The organism is Phocaeicola sartorii JCM 17136 = DSM 21941, from assembly GCF_054653615.1.
In genome coordinates this window covers 487,514-505,127 of record NZ_BAAIFW010000006.1, presented here as the reverse complement: position 1 = coordinate 505,127, position 17,614 = coordinate 487,514, and the positions used below count along the sequence as shown (strand labels likewise).

Below are 17,614 nucleotides of genomic sequence, written 5' to 3'. Positions count from 1 at the left end.
AAAATAACAGATAGGATTATGGTTAGTAGGTGGATAGGTGTTATTATTTTTTTAACGGTGTTGGCAGGTAGCCTCCAAGCGAAGGTTCCTGTGCAACATAAAGAGCGTTTGACGGATAATTGGGTATTTCTTCGTCAGGACATAGGGAATATATGGGAGGCGGTCCGTCCTGTAAAACCTGGGCAGCCCGAAGAACTGCCTTTGTGGCAGGAAGTCACTCTTCCGCATTGTTTCAATGCGGAAGATGGGGTGGATCCGGATGTGAATTATTATCAGGGTCCAGGTTGGTACAAGACACAGCTTTCCCTTCATAATCCCTATCCTGACGGACGTATCCTGTTGGAATTTGAAGGAGCCGGGCAGAAGACTGATGTCTATATTTATACCACCAAGGTGGGAAGCCATGTGGGCGGTTATGACAGTTGGAATGTAGATATCACGGATGCGGTTAAGGCATTTTTAGCAAGTGATGCCGCGGCTCGTTTTAAGGGAAAGATCCCTTTGAGCATACGTTGTGACAACAGTCGAGATGCTGAAATGATTCCTTCGGACTTGTCTGATTTCAATGTATATGGTGGCATTTACCGTTACCTGAATTTGGTTTATTTACCAAAGGTAGCCATGAGCGGATTGCACATTGATCCGTCTTTGGCAAAGAATCTGAAGGATGCTTCTTTGAAAATCGCAGGAACGTTCTATAACCCGGCAGATGTCCGGACGGCAGATGTGCAGGTATGTGTCAAGGATGCGGATGGAAAGATCGTTGTTAGTCGGAAACTGAATGGGGTTACTCCGCTGGGGGAACTCTCTTTGCTTGATGTCAAGATCGATAAACCTGTAGTATGGGACGTGGATGCTCCAAGGCTATATACTTGTGAAGTCACTGTGAGTGCAGACGGACAGAGCGTCACTTCGGTCGAGAAATTTGGATTCCGTCATTTTGAGTTTGTTGAGAAAGGTCCCTTTCATTTGAACGGACGACGTTTGTTGCTTCGGGGTACTCACCGTCATGAAGACCATGCAGGGGTAGGAGCAGCTATGACTGAGGAACAGATGATACAAGAAATGAAAATGATGAAAGAGATGGGAGTGAACTTTATTCGTTTGGGACACTATCAGCAGTCTGAAATCATTTTGAACTTGTGTGATGAACTAGGCATTCTGGTATGGGAGGAAATACCTTGGTGCCGTGGTGGAGTTGGTGGAGAGAACTATCGGGCGCAAGCTCGGCGTATGTTGACTAACATGATTACCCAGCATTACAATCATCCGGCTGTTATTATTTGGGGATTAGGTAATGAGAATGACTGGCCTAATGATTTCGAGCGTTACGAACAGGGTGAAATACGTGCTTTCATGAGTGAACTGAATACGTTGTCTCACACATTGGACGCTTGTCGTAAGACGGCTATCCGTCGTTGTGAGTTTTGCAGTGATATTGTTGATGTCTATTCACCTACCATTTGGGCAGGATGGTATCGCGGAAAATATACAGACTATGTGAATTATTCAAGGGAAGCGATGGAGCGTGTTAAACATTTTCTGCATGTGGAATGGGGAGGTGACAGTCATGCGGGGCGTCATGTTGAAGACAAGGAGCCAACAAAAAAAGATTGGTCCGAGACTTACGTCGTGAAGTTGATAGACTGGCATTTGAAAGAACAAGAGAATATGCCATGGCTTACCGGAACCGCTTACTGGCCGTTCAAAGACTTTTCTACTCCGGTTCGTCCTGAAAATCCGGTGCCGTATGTAAACCAGAAAGGAGTGATAGAGCGCGATTTTACTAAGAAAGAAAGTTTTTATGTATTCCAGTCCTATTGGGCGATTGCTCCTATGGTGCATATTTATGGGCATTCCCAAGCTGTAAGATGGGGCGGTGAGAACGAAAGGAAAGAAGTGCTGGTATATTCCAACTGCAAAGAGGTGGAGTTGTTTGTCAATGGGATAAGCCAAGGAAAAAAACTGCGTGACAGCCGTGAATTTCCTGCTGCAGGTCTGCGTTGGGAGGTACTGCTGAATGCAGGAAAGAATGAGATAAAGGCAATAGCTGTGGCGAAAGACAAGACTGTTCTGGAAGATGAAATTACGGTAAGATATCAGACTGAGAAATGGGGAGAGGAAAAACGTTTGCTCGTTTCGTCAGAAGGGATGGATGAAACATTTGTTCTAGTGAAGGTAAGTTTGGTGGATGAGAAGGGTATTCCTTGTCTGGATTCAAAGAAAGTGATTCGTTTTGAACTGGCCGGTGATGGGGAACTTGTCAAGAATCAAGGAACGGTGAGTGGGTCTTCTAAAGTACAGGCTGCTAATGGTACTGCTTCCATCCGGGTAAAAAGAGGTTCCGGTAAGTCAGTGGTAGCCGTGAAATCAGAGAATCTTGAAACACAATTTATAACTATAAATTAATAAATATGAAGCATGTATATTATATAGTTGTTGTATGGACTTTTCTTTTACAATCTTGCCATTCAGCAGACAAGGTGCGGGCGCAGTTGGAAGAGCCATTGAAACTGGAGATTCTGAAAAGGGCAGAAAAAGATATGCAGGCAGAACCGGTGACTGTGACATCTTTTATTGCCGAGCGCAGTGTAGGTACTCCCCATGATTTCTTTTCAGAAGGGGATTATTGGTGGCCTGATACACTTCATCCCGAAGGTCCGTATATCCGTCGGGATGGAGAAACCAATCCGGATAACTTTGTGGAACACCGACATGCGATGATACGCTTCAGCCGGATTGTGGGTAATCTGACTTCTGCCTATTTGCTGACGGGTGATCCAAACTATATAGCTCCTGTTGTGAAGCATATAAAGGCTTGGTTTATGGATGAAAGAACCCGTATGAATCCGCATTTACTTTATGCACAGGCTATTAAAGGCATAGCGACAGGACGTGGCATTGGTATAATTGATACGATTCATTTGGTAGAGATCGTTCAGTCGCTTATCCGGTTGGAGGAAAAGGGACTTCTGTCTCAAGAGTTGTTGGAGGGTACAAAGAAATGGTTTGACGCTTATCTGGATTGGATGACGACACATCCTTATGGCATAGATGAAATGAACGCTGCCAATAATCATGGAACTTGTTGGGCCATGCAGGCTGCTATTTTCGCCAAATACGTGGGGAACAAGCAGATCATGGAACAATGTGCAGAACGTTTCAAGCACATATTCTTGGTAGAGCAAATGGAAGTTGATGGAAGTTTTCCGCGTGAGCTGAAACGCACAAAACCTTATGGATATTCCTTGTTCAATCTGGATGCCATGGCTGCTCTCTGCCAAATACTTTCTACTGACAAAGATAATTTATGGGAGTACACCACTTCCGACGGGAAAAATATGCGGAAAGCTCTTCAGTTTATGCATCCTTATATTGTTGATAAACAGTCGTGGGGCTATCCTGCCGATGTGATGTATTGGGAAGAGTGGCCGGTGGCGCAACCTGCATTGATTTTTGCTTGGAAACAATTTAATAATGAGGATTATTATCGGACATGGTTGGCATTGGATCATTTCCCTGAAAATGAAGAAGTGGTTCGTAACCTGCCGATTCGTAATCCCATTCTTTGGCTTTATTAAAAATCGAATAATCTTAGGAAATGAATACCATGAAAAAACAAATTGTTGCGGTAATAGGGCTTTTGGGCCTTGCTGCCTTGCAGACTGTGTTTGTACAAGCTCAGAATACTGTATCTACAACCGGATATGTAACTAATGAGAACAATGTAACTATGATGGTGACACAACAAGTTACCACTCGTTTGCGCCGTACAACTTCACAGGGAGATCCTGCTGCAAAACTGAATTATGTACCGGGAGCAGCTCCCGAAATGTTGGCTGTACCATTGGCGGAAACAATTATGGCGCGTTATCCGGATTACCGTACTGCTTATTGGAAGGATTATACGTATGTACAAGGATATATGTTCGAAGCCATGGACCGATTAAGATTGCTTACTGGTGATGAGAAGTACACCCAGTATATGAAACAATACATCGATCATTTTATGGATTCGGAAGGTAATTATAAGGGAGGTGCCTTGACTAATTTGGATAACTTTATGACAGGTTCTGCTTTTTGCACGCTTTACAAGCGTACAGGTGATGAGCGTTACAAAAAGGCTGCTTTACAGATTCTGAAAGCTGTTGCCGATTACCCTAGTTCCGACGGACAATTCTGGCATGGTAATAAATCGCCTAATATGTGGATTGACGGTGTTTTTATGATGCAGATGTTCTTGATTCGTTGTGCACAATACGTGGGTGAGACGGATTATTGTTTGGATATAGCCTGTCGTAATATTCTGTCGGCAGCCCGGCATTTGCAGCGTCCTGACGGATTGTTGCTCCATGCTTGGACTACCGAACCCGAAAAAGCTATATGGGCAGATAAGCAGACCGGTCTTTCTCCCGAAGTGTGGAGTGAGGGTATGGGCTGGTACACCTTGGTCGTTCCCGAATTGTTGGCTATCCTTCCTAAAACTCATGCACATTATAATGATGTGTTGAATGTCTATCAAAAAATGGTGAAAGGATTGAAGAATGTGCAAGATGCCAATACCGGGGGGTGGTTCATGGTGGTAGATAAAGGTACTAATCCGCTGAATTTTATCGATCCGTCGGGTACGGCGATGTTTGTATATGCTATACAGCGTGGCATTGATTTGGGATTGTTGAAAGAGAAGGAATATGCTTCTGTGGCCCGGAGAGGATATGAAAGCCTTTATCCTTTTGTGCGAGTGAACAATCAAGGTCTGCTCGATGTCATCGGCGCGTGTGATGGGGTGACCATCAAGAAGGATTTTGTGGCTTATGTTACAGTCAATAAAATTTTGAACGCCAAAGAAGCAGTGGCAGGCGTTTTGTGGGCTGCGGTAATTATGGAAAAGGACAAGATAGCCCAATAAAATGATGACAGAAAAATAAACATGGATATAAATTAGAATCGTTTGAAAATTATGGAATCTACAGCAAAACTTTATTCATTGAATTATAATAATGTGCACACTTATCTGTTTGCCCTATTATTCGTTTTTGGCAATGTTATGCTTCCTCAGTTGTGTCATTGGGTACATTTAGGTGGACCTACTTTGCTTCCTATTTATTTTTTTACTTTGGTGGGTGCGTATAAGTATGGCATGAAGGTGGGATTGTTGACAGCTATCCTGTCTCCGCTTGTTAATAGTTCTTTCTTTGGAATGCCTGCCGTGGCTGTTTTGCCGGCTATTCTGATTAAGTCCGTATTGTTGGCAATTATTGCGGGGTATATGGCTTCTCGTAGTAAGCAGATTTCCATACCGGCATTAATGGGAGTAGTATTGGGTTACCAAGTATTCGGTACGTTGGCAGAGTGGGCATTGACAGGCAGTTTTTATGCGGCTGTCCAAGACTTCCGTATAGGTATTCCTGGCATTTTATTGCAGATTTTTGGAGGGTATTTCTTGTTGAAAATGCTTGCAAGTAGATAGACAGTTGGTTTTTGTAGAATAGCGTTTAATAGATTATTGGAATATGAACCGACTATCCTTCAAACAATGTATAAGCTGTGCTACTTTATGCACAGCTTTTCTTTCTTTGGGTGCATCAGCACAGGTGGTGGATACAACTCGCATTTACCGCATTGGTGAAGTGGTAGTGACTGGCAGCAATCATGCTACCGGACGTAATTTGCTTCCTTATACCGTTTCTACTGTCAAAAGTTCCCAGTTGGAGGCTACCGGACAGTCGCAGTTGCTTTCGGCTATTTCAGGCCAGGTGCCCAGTCTATTTGTCTCCGAACGCAATGTGTTGGGTTTTGGAGTCAGTAACGGAGGATCGGGAGGAATCAAGATACGAGGTGTTGGCGGTTCTCCTACGAATGCGGTACTGATGATGGTGGACGGTCAGCCTCAGTTTGCCGGAATCTATTCGCATCATGTGGCTGATTTTTACGAAACGGAATATGTAGATAGGGTGGAAGTGCTTCGAGGACCTGGCTCGGTACTTTATGGGTCTAATGCCATGGGAGGAGTAATCAATGTCATTACCAAGAATGCCGACCGGAATGGAGTGCATACGACCCTTAGCTCCCAATATGGTTCTTATAACACTTGGCGTTCATCGCTTGTCAATACGGTCCGGCTAGGCAAATTTTCCTCACTCGTATCTTTGGGCTATGACCGTACGGACGGTATAGAGGATGACTTTGATTTCAAACAAGGTAGTCTGTATGTCAAGTTGGGATATGATTTCAGTCAGACTTGGAAACAGCGTGCTGACTATTCTTTAATGAATTTTGTAGGCAATGACCCGATTTATCCCAAGCTCTCTAAATCGGAATCTACGGATATTTATCACCAAAACATCACTCGTGGAGAGGCATCCTTGTCATTGAGCAACTATTATGAGAGGACAAATGGTTGTGTGCGTATCTATTATAGTTATGGTAACCATTACATTGATGATCCGAAACATTTCCATAGTCTGGATGACCGTTTTGGTGTTCTTGCCTATCAGAATGTCCGTCCTTGGAAGGATGCGTCAGTTACGTTGGGATTTGACTATGATACTTATACGGGCAAAATTCCTGTTTCAGGCGGCAATGCGCATACAGAAGGTTCTATATCTACTATCAGTCGGAAAAGCATTACGGAATACTCTCCTTATATTACTTTTTCTCAAGATTGGTTCGAAGGAGCATTGATTCTGAATGCAGGGCTTCGTATGGCGAACAGTGATCGTTTCGGTACGCAATGGATACCGCAAGGAGGTTTCGTGATTCATCCTGCTGAGGGTTGGACGGTAAAAGCCTCTTTGTCTGAAGGATATCGTAACCCTTCCTTTCGCGAGATGTATCTTTATCGTTCTGCCAATCCGGAACTTGATCCGGAACGGATGATGAACTATGAAGTGATTGTAGAAAAAACTTTCTCCCGTTATTTCAGCATGGATGTCACCGGTTATTACAGCAAGGGAGATAATTTGATTCAAACAGTAGATATGAAGAATGAGAACGCAGGTCGTTTCATCAATAAGGGAATAGAGGTGTCGGCAAGTAGCTGTCCGATTGATAAGTTAAACTTGAGGGCTTCCTATAGTTATCTTCACACTTCGTTAGATAATCTGACGGCAGCACCCAGAAATCAATATTTTTTAGGATTTGGTTGGCAGGCTTTGCCAAAACTTAAAATGGATGCGGAATTGAAGGGAATCGGCGGGCTTTATGTTTCTGATCAAACAGAACACCAGAACTATGTATTGCTCAATATGAAAATCACCTATATGGCATTCCGTGCTTTCGAACTATTTGTTACATTAAATAATATAACAAATACCGATTATATGATCAATCGTGGTTATACAATGCCTGGATTCAACGGAATGGGTGGGTTTAAAGTGCATTTTTGAAGAACTATGTAATTATTAAGAGGCTGGAAACAAAGGTTTGTTGTTTTCAGCCTCTTTTTTTATGGGGACAGGCATTGTTGGAGTGTTTCTACAACTTATTGGAATAATATTAAAAGTCTTTTTTAGGGTGTCTCTTTATTTTTGTATGTGAAAAAGTAGGTATAACTTAGAAGATATAAAGAAATGAAGACATTCAGACATTGGATAAGTGCATGCACATTGTCAGCCTTGTGTACGGTCTTGCCTGCACAGACAAAGATGCCGGCTCCATGGCAATCCTCTCTTGTGAAAATAAGTAAAAGTGGAGAACTGGTTTATATACCCGATGAGGAGGGGAATGTAATCCCCGATTTCAGTCGGGTGGGTTATCATCATGGCAACCAAAGTATTCCGCAACATTCTGTTACTCGGATTATTTCTCCTGTTGAGGGAGATAACTGGGCGCATATTCAGCAGGCGGTGGATGAAATATCGCAGCTTCCCGCTGATCAGAACGGACATCGGGGGGTGTTGCTTTTGAAGCGGGGATTATATCCTGTTTCACAGTCTGTCGTGATAAAGGCTGGAGGAGTGGTTCTGAAGGGAGAGGGAAGTAATGTGGACGAGACTCGGCTCATTGCTACTGCCAAAAGGAAGTATGCTCTAATAAAAATTTCAGGTGCCGGCATTCGTGAGGAAATATCAGGGACACGGGTGAGCATCACGGATAAATTTGTTCCTGTCGGTACTCATTCTTTCCAAGTCTCTTGTGGTGAGGGATTCAAGTCCGGTGATAAAATCGTTGTTTATCGTCCCGGAACACAGAAATGGGTTCATGATATAAAGATGGATCAGATTGAGGAACGGAAAGGAACCCGCCAATGGACACCTCAGGAATACAACCTTGCTTTTGAGAGGGAGGTGACTCGGGTGGAGGGAAATCGCCTCTTTATTGATAATCCGGTAGTGATGCAGATGGACTGGAAATATGGTGGCGGTGATGTTTACAAGTATAAGTTTGACGGACGCATCAATGAGGTAGGTGTATCGGATTTGTGTCTGGAATCAGAGTTTGACGACTATGAAGATACACAACACGGGTGGATAGGCGTACAGATAGAAAAAGCGGAAAACTGTTGGGTGGATAATGTCACAGCACGTTATTTTGGCTATGCCGCTGTCAGTTGTGAACGTTTCGCCAAGAATGTGACCGTGCGGAATTGTCGGAATCTGGAACCCAAGGCAGTCATTACGGGTGGTTTGCGTTATTCTTTCAATAACATAGGCCAGCAGAATTTGTTTATGAATTGTCAAAGTACGGAAGGAAGGCATGATTATATCACCGGTTCACAGGTCTGCGGTCCCAATGTTTTTTATAATTGTACGGCTACACAGACGTATGCGGACATTGGTCCTCATCATCGCTGGGCAGTAGGAACTCTATATGATAATATTGTGACAGATGGCGATATCAATGTGCAGGATCGTGGAAAAATGGGTAGCGGTCATGGTTGGGCCGGGGTGACTCAGGTATTGTGGAATTGTCATGTAGGCCGCGCGGCAGTGCAGAGTCCTTGGGCTTCTGGAAAGAACTATAGTATAGGGACTAAAGGGGAACGATATCCCGGAGTCTTTACAGACAGGCCTGACGGCGTATGGGAAGGACATAATGAAACCAATGTGTTTCCGCGTTCTCTTTATGTAACTCAACTGATGGCCCGCCAAAAAGCGGATTTGTCTTTACTGATTAAATAATTGATACGATGAAAAGAAAATTGTCAATATTCCTTTTGCTTTGTCTGACAACCATAGGATGTGTCGGTCAGCGGTCTTTATCTCAAGAACAGAAAATGGCATGGTGGCAAGAAGCCAAATTCGGCATGTTTGTCCATTGGGGGCCTTATAGCCTGTATGGCGGAGTGTATAACGGATATCAGCAACGTCGTGGCGGTGCCGAGTGGATAATGAACCGTTGCAAGATACCGGTGCGTGAATATCGTGCCAAATCCAGTACTTTCAATCCGGTGCATTTTAATGCGGATAGTCTGGTGCTTATGGCTCGTGAGGCTGGTATGAAATATATTGTCTTTACCACCAAGCATCACGATGGGTTTGCCATGTTTCAAAGCCGGGCAAGTTCTTTCAATATAGTGGATTATACGCCTTTCCGTCGTGATATTGTGGATGAGGTGGTGAAGGCATGCCGCCGTCACGGCATGAAGATAGGTTTTTATTATTCGCAATCGCAGGACTGGTGTAACCCGGGAGGTAACACGGCCCGTAAAGAGATGCGCGAGGGTTGGGCGAATCCCGATTCGGTAGAGATAGACCGTTATACGAAAGAACATATCGGATCGTGGGATTGTCTGCAAACATCGGTATCCTTCCAGGATTATTTTTATCGGGTATCGTTGCCGCAGATTCGTGAGTTGTTGTCTCGTTACGGCAATGACATCGGAGTCATGTTTTTTGATACACCGCAGGTGATTACCGATCGGCAGGCGCAGGATGTGATGAAGGAACTGGCAAACTATCCGCACATCATTGTGAACGACCGCTTAAAGCGTCCTAATTTTCCCGGAGACTATAAAACACCGGAAGGACGAGTACCCAAGGCTGAGGATATAGAAGGTATTTATTGGGAAACCTGTATGAATATCGGCAGTTCTTGGGGCTATAAAAGCTGGGACAAAAACTGGAAGTCGTCTCAGGAGATTATCCGTAATCTGATTACTATTGCGGCACGGGGCGGGAATTACTTGTTGAACGTAGGGCCTGACGGATTGGGCGATGTGCCTGTTGAGGCACGTCAATGTCTGAAAGAGACAGGTGAATGGCTGTCGCGTAACGGTGAGGCGATATATAATACCCAACGAAGCGGACTTCATCCGGCATGGGGAGAGTGTGTGCGTAAGGATTACAAGAAGAATTCGGTACTTTATCTTTGTGTCTTCGATTGGCCCACGGACGGCAAGCTGCATCTGCAAGGAGATTTCACAGGCAGACGTGCCACTCTTCTGGCAGACGGATCACCGCTGAAACTGGAAGCACGTAAAGGTTCGGTAACCATTCAGCTGCCTGCCGGAATGCCCGACCGGACAGCGACTGTCATTCGGCTGGATTTGAAGGAAAAGCTTCCTGCTATCAAGTTGGTTTCCAATTCGGAGAAGGTCTTTAAAATTGTAGATACGGAGTAATAAGCAGGCATAAAATAACAAGCAAGTATGAAAGACGCATGAAAAACAAAAATTATTTGAAATGTATATTATTGGGTGCCGTGCTTTCGGGGTGTGTGGATCAGGGAGATCGGCAACCGGCTGAAGACTTGAGATTGTGGTATGATGCTCCTGCCTCCCGATGGGAGGAAGCGTTACCTTTGGGCAATGGACGCATCGGTGCCATGGTGTTTGGAAATCCGTTGCAGGAGGTCTATCAGTTGAATGAAGAAACGTTATGGTCTGGTGGACCGGGTGACTGGAATAATCAGGAAACGGTAAAGGCGCTTCCCGAAATTCGTAAGGCCGTGGACGAGGGAGATTATGCAAAGGCACGTGAATTATGGAAAAATCATGGACAAGGTCCGTACACGGCACGTTATTTGCCGCTGGCGGACTTGAAACTGGATGTAAAGACTGACGGGGAAGTCAGTGGGCTGTACCGTGATCTGAATATCAGCAATGCCACCGCTACTGTACGTTACATGGCGGACGGAGTTACTTATACGCGTACTTCCTTTATTTCTTATCCGGACCAAGTCATGGTGGTACGACTGGAAGCCGACAAGCCTCAGGCGTTGTCTTTCGATATGAAACTGACCAGCCAGCTTCGTTTCCAGACTGCCAAGTATGATGCGCAAACTTTGTCGCTTACAGGAAAAGCACCTGTGTATGTGGCGAACCGTGATTATGATCCCAATCAGATCGTTTATGACGAGACAGGAAAGGAAGGCATGAATTTTGACGTGAAAGTCAAGGTGTTGTCCGATGGAGGGACTTCCGTTGTAGAAGACTCGGTCGTATCCGTACGTCAGGCAAATGGGGCTGTCCTGATACTGGCAACTGCCACCAGTTATAATGGTGTGGACAAACAGCCCGGTTCGGAAGGGAAAGATCCGTCGGCACTGACGGAATCAGTGTTGGCGGCTATTGACGGAAAAGAGTATGCTGCCTTGCTGAAAGCACACGAACAGGACTATCAGGCTTTGTTCAACCGGGTACATCTTTCACTGGGTGAGTCACAGAGCGATGCGGTCAGCCGGCTCACCACTCCCGAACGGCTTCGGCATTTTGCGAAAGACGATTCGGACCAGGGATTGGTGGAGTTGTATTATCAGTATGGACGTTACCTTACCATTGCTTCTTCGCGTGCCGGAGGACTTCCATCCAATTTACAAGGTATATGGAATCCGCACGTACAGCCGCCTTGGGGTTCTAACTATACGGTAAACATCAATACGGAAATGAACTACTGGCCTGTGGAAGTGGCCAATCTTTCAGAGTGTCTCGCTCCCTTGTCCGACTTCATCGGCGCTTTGGCTAAGAACGGGGAGCAGACCGCCCGTGTTAATTATGGAATCAACGAAGGATGGGCGTCTCATCATAATTCGGACGCTTGGGCACAGACCGCTCCTACGGGAGGGTATGCGAATGATGTGAAAGGTGCGCCTCGTTGGTCGTGCTGGCCTATGTCGGGAGTGTGGCTTTGCCAGCATTTGTGGGAGCATTATGCTTTCCATGGCGATACGGCTTATTTGCGTGATACTGCCTATCCGCTGATGAAAGGGGCGGTAGTCTTTGTACTGCAATGGCTGCAAAAAGACGAATCGGGATATTGGGTGACCAATCCTTCCACTTCACCGGAGAATCGTTTTTTCTACACTGACAGCAAAGGACAACGCAGGGAAGGCGAAGTGGCGAAAGCATCGACTATGGATATGGCTTTGATTCGTGACCTTTTCTCTAATTATTTGCAGGCTTCCGCTATCTTGGGCGAAGACGCTTATTGCGGACGTGTCAGGTCTGTGTTGAAGAATCTTTATCCTGCTCATGAAGGAGCTATGGGGCAGTTACAGGAATGGCATCTGGACTTTGAGGATCAGGATCCCGAACATCGTCATGCCTCACACTTGTTTGGTTTACATCCCGGCAAACAGATTCTGCCTCGTCGCGATCGCGAACTGGCTGAGGCTTGCAAACGCACCTTGGAGATCCGTGGTGACGGAGGTACCGGATGGGCGATGGCTTGGAAGATTAATTTCTGGGCACGATTGGAAGACGGTAACCATGCTTACCGGATGTTGAAAAACGGATTGAAGTATGTTGATGTTACCGATGTCTCGACTAAAGGTGGTGGAACGTATGCTAACCTGTTTGATGCGCATCCGCCCTTCCAGATAGACGGAAATTTCGGAGGAACGGCAGGAATTACCGAAATGCTGCTTCAAAGCCATGGGGGGGAACTCTTCTTGCTGCCTGCCTTGCCCGATGCATGGCGGTCGGGGTCAGTCAGCGGTTTGCGTGCGCGCGGCGGCTTCATTGTTGACATGGACTGGAAGGAAGGCAGACTGACGCATGTGAAAATCACGTCCACGCTGGGCGGTAATTGCCGGATCAGGAGTTTTACCCCGCTGAAAGGTGAGGCGGCGGAAGGAGTGAATCCCAATCCATTGTGTTTTGTTCCCGATGCTCCGCAGTGGGTATGCAACGGGAACACGGCGAAGCATCGTGGCTCGTTGGATTTGAAAGATACTTATACAATTGATGTGAAAACAGAGAAAGGAAAAACGTATGAATGGTAAAAAGGGATGGAAACTAGGCTTGATGGGCTGGGTATTAGCTCTTTCCACTTGGGCACAGTCGGGCAATGAATGGAGAATGACTGCTGATTCTCTGATTCTTTATGCCGGACAAACTTGTCGCTATACCGTAGATACACCCGAAGGAGAGGGTGTAGTATCTACTTTGTTGTCGGTTCCGGCATTGCTGGAAAAACTGTCACAGGACTCTACAATAGCATATCGCCTTGTAGATGCTCGGAAACAACCACGACTGACCGGAACTCCACAGAATGGAGATCGGTTGGAACAGTTCTCTCCGCTTTCGGGCAAGGTACTGAAAAAATATAAAGTAGGCATTCAGGAGGCAGCTTTGCCTCCGGTGCTGAAATTGCATCGGGAAGCAGTGACGGCAGGGGTGTCTCAGGAAATCACGCTCGATTTCTTTGCCGGACAGCGCACACCGATGGCCTGTGTCGATATTCTTGTTCCAGCGGGCATTGATGTGACATTGGATAATGCTATGGTAGATGTGATCGGACGCGGTATGGTTGTGTTACGCGAGTTGCCGAAGCAGTCAATCGGACGTACCGGTACGCATTATTCTTATAAGCAAGTGGGAGAGGTTACTTTGCATCCGATGGGAAAGAGAGGGACAGTAATCCGCTTCTCGGGATTAGACTTGCGCCCTTCCAACGGGCCAGATATCCGCTTGGTAATCAAAGGGGTCACGGTATCGCGAGTAAAGGAATATTGTTTCGAGGCATCTTATACCACCTCCCAGCCCCGGATACTTCGTAGCCCGGTGACAGTGGCTTCGCTTCAAGCGGTTTCTACCATTGCTGATTGGGTCCGCTTGCCTTTGCGCCGTGCTTATTACAAGGATACGCAAGGTTTCTCAGGGGCTTCTTTTGCGTGGACGCCCGTCAGAGATGCGCAGGAGTTTGCGGTACTTTACTCTATGGATGAAGGTAAAACTTGGGATACATTGCCTAAGGAGATGAGAAGTTCGGATGCTGACGGCCAGCTGAATATCTCGCGTCTGCAACCCGATCGGCTGTATGCTTTTAAACTACGGGTGCCGAATGGACCGGCTCGTGGTGATTCTAATATAGCTTGGTTCTATTCGGGAGAGTGGAATGCGCAGGAATATGGTGTGCAAGGAACCGGTACGGCCGACGATACGGACAAGATTAACGAACTGATTACTCGTGTTCACAATTTGGGCGGTGGAATCATCCGTTTTCCGGCAGGGGAATACCCGGTTCGGACATTGCACATGAAAAGTCATGTATGGCTGCATGTAGACCGGGGAGCGGTCATTCGTGCTTTGCCCGGTGCCGATGCGCCCGAAACGACTTGGTTCAGCGACCGTGCTTATCGTTCGGGCTTGTCACCTACTGACCCGCGTCCTTATCAGGATCCGGAGAATTACTTGACCAAACAGGATGTAGGTCATACCTTTTTTCATAATACCATGTTCTTTGGTGAACGCATCGAGAATGTGAAGATTGTGGGCAACGGACGCATCACCGGCAATGGAAATATCGTCACTACCGACCGTGTGATGAACAATGCCCCCGACCGCCGTTGCGACAAGATGTTTTCCTTCAAGTTGTGCAAGGATATTGAAATTGGCGGTCTGTACACAGGCAGGGATATGTGGTATGATCCGGACAAGGATATACCTTATTATATGGACGGTGACCGGCGCATTTACAACGACAGTACCATGTTGCACATCGACCAGGGAGGGCACTTCGTGTTGTTGGCTACCGGTACGGACGGCATTTATGTACACGATACGTTTTTCGGGAAGTATAATACGGAAAATGCGCGCGACATTTATGACTTCATGGGCTGTAACGATGTACGTGTGATGAATATCTATTCCAAAGTCAGTTCAGATGATATCGTGAAACCGGGTTCGGACTGTTCGCTCGGCTTTACCCGCCCGGCTTCCGGCTACTGGGTGCGCAATATTGTGGGCGATACCAACTGCAATCTTTTTCAGATAGGTTCGGAAACGGCGGACGACATTCAGGATTTGTATGTGGACAATATCTATGTCTTGGGAGCCAACAAGGCAGGTTTTTCCATTTCCACGAATGATGGCGGACATATCAAGAATGTCTATCTCAACAGTGGAAAGACCGGTCCGCTTCATTCCCGTTCGGTGATGAAGCGTACGCGTGCACCTTTTTTTATCTCGATCTCCAACCGTGGACGTGTGCTGGGTGCCGATGTGGAAATGTTCACGTTTATGGAAAACGGGGTGGAACGGAAAGAACTGTTAGTGACCAATGCCAACATCGGAAAAGTGGAAAATATCTTTATCCACGCGGTGGATGTGAGTGAGGTCTATGGCGGAAGTTCTTTCAAGAAGGAGCGTTGGAAACCCTACGACGGTTCTCAGAATGAGGCGGCTCCCATCATAGCCGGCTTTAAGCTGCCGGATACGGAGGCGGTGAAAGGAGGGCTAACCTTCCGGATGCCTGACGGACGCCACACCGGATATATCCGGAATATCTGCTTCAGCGATGTGGATCTGACTGTAAAAGGTGGTCATCCGGAGAAAGACGCTACAGCCTTTCCGCCCGAGATAGGGGTGGGCCGTTATAATGTAGGCGATTTAAAGATACAACCGGCTTTCGGCTTCTGGTTCCGTCATGTGGACGGGATGGTGCTGGAGAATTGCACCATCCGCACCGAGAAACCCGATGCGCGTCATGCTGTTTATCTGGACGATGTACTGAACGCTGCCATTACCGGTTTGCAGGTGGCGGACGGCATCAATGAGAAAAAGCCGGTGGAGAGTGTTCGAAGCAAAAACATTACGATTAAATAAAAGGAATATGATGAAAAAACACGATTTCATTTTAGCAGTTTTGTTGGGCGGAGCAGTTTTGTTGGGCGGAGGAACTGCTTCGGCGCAGGCTTTGTCCGTGCCCGATACATTGAGCAACTATATCTTGACTCCGAAAGCACCCGAGACTCCTCGCATCAATGGAGCCAAAGTGTTTGGCGTTCGTCCCGGGTCATTGTTCCTTTATACCATTCCGGCTACAGGACACCGTCCCATGAGTTTCTCCGCAGAAAACCTGCCAAAGGGCTTGAAGCTGGACAAACAAACGGGACGAATCACCGGTCGGGTGAAAAAGGTGGGAGAGTACCGTGTGCAGTTGGTGGCTGTCAATGAACTGGGAACGGCTCGCCGCGAGTTACGCATCCGGGTAGGCGAACACATTGCGTTGACTCCTCCCATGGGCTGGAACAGTTGGAACTGTTGGGGCAATGCCGTCAGCCAGGAAAAGGTGCTGAGTTCGGCAAAAGCAATGGTCGAGAAAGGATTGATAAATCACGGCTGGCAGTACATCAACATTGACGACGGTTGGCAGGGGCTGCGTGGTGGAAAGCATCAAGGTATCATGACCAACTCTAAGTTTCCCGACATGAAAGGACTGGCAGACGAAGTGCACGGCATGGGACTTAAAATAGGCATTTATTCCGGTCCGTGGGTAGGTACTTACGCCGGACACGTAGGCGCGTATTGCGACAATCCGGATGGTACTTACGACTGGGTGGAGAAGTATGCCAATGAGTATTATCGTTTTGTTGATCCGGAAAAGAAAGTGAAACACGGTGTGAACTACCACCATGGCAAGTACTCGTTTGTGAAAAACGATGTGCAGCAGTGGGTGGACTGGGGCATGGACTACCTGAAGTATGACTGGAACCCCAATGATGTCTATCATGTGAAAGAGATGCAGGAAGCCCTCCGTTCGCACGACCGCGATATCGTATATAGTCTGTCGAACAGTGCGCCGTGGGGCGATGCCGCTCAATGGGAGAAAATGGCAAACTGCTGGCGCACCACGGGCGATATCAAAGATACGTGGGAAAGCATGAGTAAACTCGGCTTTAACCAGACCAAGTGGGCACCTTTTGTGGGACCGGGCCATTGGATAGACCCCGACATGCTGGTAGTAGGCATGGTGGGCTGGGGACCGAAGTTGCACTATACGCGTCTCACTGCCGATGAACAATATACACATATCAGCCTGTGGAGCCTGCTTTCTTCGCCGATGCTGATAGGGTGCGATATGGCGCAGCTGGATGACTTCACCCTGAGTCTGCTTACCAATGACGAAGTGATTGAGGTGAACCAAGATCCACTGGGTAAGCAGGGCATGGTCGTGGCGCAGGAAGGTGATGTGGTGGTCTATGCCAAGCCGTTGGAGGATGGCTCTATGGCGGTAGGCTTGTTCAATCGGGGTTTGTCGTCTGCTGAAGGCACCGTGACTTGGAAGAACCTGGGCTTGCGCGGCATGCAGAAAGTGCGTGACTTGTGGCGTCAGCAGGATGTGGCAGATTCGGCTGAAAGTTTTACTACAGCTATTGCTCCGCATGGGGTTCGTTTGATAAAGGTATATCCAGGCAACAGCCGTCTGCAAGCTGTATCCGGGCGATAAAA

Annotated in this window: 10 protein-coding genes; all 10 read left to right on the top strand. The window is 46.8% G+C overall.

Annotated elements, in window-relative coordinates:
- Nucleotides 1-18 precede the first annotated feature (18 nt).
- Complete coding sequence (locus ACYQ0C_RS19130; RefSeq protein ID WP_016277419.1) at nt 19-2,409, top strand: glycoside hydrolase family 2 TIM barrel-domain containing protein; 2,391 nt, start codon at nt 19-21, stop codon at nt 2,407-2,409.
- Between the two features lie 5 nt (nt 2,410-2,414).
- Entirely contained in the window at nt 2,415-3,581 is a 1,167-nt protein-coding gene (locus ACYQ0C_RS19125) for an alginate lyase family protein (RefSeq protein WP_016277420.1), read from the top strand.
- Nucleotides 3,582-3,610: 29 nt separating this feature from the next.
- Nucleotides 3,611-4,909, top strand: a complete 1,299-nt coding sequence (locus tag ACYQ0C_RS19120; protein ID WP_025076980.1) for a glycoside hydrolase family 88/105 protein — start codon at nt 3,611-3,613, stop codon at nt 4,907-4,909.
- 51 nt (nt 4,910-4,960) lie between these two features.
- Nucleotides 4,961-5,470 (top strand): hypothetical protein, encoded by a 510-nt coding sequence (locus ACYQ0C_RS19115; protein WP_016277422.1) that lies wholly within the window; start codon nt 4,961-4,963, stop codon nt 5,468-5,470.
- A gap of 43 nt (nt 5,471-5,513) precedes the next feature.
- Nucleotides 5,514-7,388 (top strand): TonB-dependent receptor, encoded by a 1,875-nt coding sequence (locus ACYQ0C_RS19110; RefSeq protein ID WP_016277423.1) that lies wholly within the window; start codon nt 5,514-5,516, stop codon nt 7,386-7,388.
- 183 nt (nt 7,389-7,571) lie between these two features.
- A complete protein-coding gene (locus ACYQ0C_RS19105) occupies nt 7,572-9,122 on the top strand; it encodes a hypothetical protein (protein WP_016277424.1) in 1,551 nt (516 codons plus the stop codon).
- Between the two features lie 8 nt (nt 9,123-9,130).
- Entirely contained in the window at nt 9,131-10,564 is a 1,434-nt protein-coding gene (locus tag ACYQ0C_RS19100) for an alpha-L-fucosidase (RefSeq protein WP_016277425.1), read from the top strand.
- Between the two features lie 38 nt (nt 10,565-10,602).
- Nucleotides 10,603-13,164, top strand: a complete 2,562-nt coding sequence (locus tag ACYQ0C_RS19095) for a glycoside hydrolase family 95 protein (protein WP_016277426.1) — start codon at nt 10,603-10,605, stop codon at nt 13,162-13,164.
- Nucleotides 13,154-15,988, top strand: a complete 2,835-nt coding sequence (locus ACYQ0C_RS19090; protein WP_016277427.1) for a hypothetical protein — start codon at nt 13,154-13,156, stop codon at nt 15,986-15,988. Before ACYQ0C_RS19095 ends, ACYQ0C_RS19090 begins: the two co-directional genes overlap by 11 nt.
- Before the next feature lie 7 nt (nt 15,989-15,995).
- Nucleotides 15,996-17,612: a putative Ig domain-containing protein gene (locus ACYQ0C_RS19085; RefSeq protein WP_016277428.1), complete on the top strand. Its 1,617-nt coding sequence runs from the start codon at nt 15,996-15,998 to the stop codon at nt 17,610-17,612.
- The last annotated feature ends 2 nt before the right edge of the window (nt 17,613-17,614 follow it).

Coding starts and splice junctions, on each gene's coding strand:
- ACYQ0C_RS19130 (WP_016277419.1), top strand. CDS start 19: ATGGTTAGTAGGTGGATAGGTGTTATTATTTTTTTAACGGTGTTGGCA.
- ACYQ0C_RS19125 (WP_016277420.1), top strand. CDS start 2,415: ATGAAGCATGTATATTATATAGTTGTTGTATGGACTTTTCTTTTACAA.
- ACYQ0C_RS19120 (WP_025076980.1), top strand. CDS start 3,611: ATGAAAAAACAAATTGTTGCGGTAATAGGGCTTTTGGGCCTTGCTGCC.
- ACYQ0C_RS19115 (WP_016277422.1), top strand. CDS start 4,961: ATGGAATCTACAGCAAAACTTTATTCATTGAATTATAATAATGTGCAC.
- ACYQ0C_RS19110 (WP_016277423.1), top strand. CDS start 5,514: ATGAACCGACTATCCTTCAAACAATGTATAAGCTGTGCTACTTTATGC.
- ACYQ0C_RS19105 (WP_016277424.1), top strand. CDS start 7,572: ATGAAGACATTCAGACATTGGATAAGTGCATGCACATTGTCAGCCTTG.
- ACYQ0C_RS19100 (WP_016277425.1), top strand. CDS start 9,131: ATGAAAAGAAAATTGTCAATATTCCTTTTGCTTTGTCTGACAACCATA.
- ACYQ0C_RS19095 (WP_016277426.1), top strand. CDS start 10,603: ATGAAAAACAAAAATTATTTGAAATGTATATTATTGGGTGCCGTGCTT.
- ACYQ0C_RS19090 (WP_016277427.1), top strand. CDS start 13,154: ATGAATGGTAAAAAGGGATGGAAACTAGGCTTGATGGGCTGGGTATTA.
- ACYQ0C_RS19085 (WP_016277428.1), top strand. CDS start 15,996: ATGATGAAAAAACACGATTTCATTTTAGCAGTTTTGTTGGGCGGAGCA.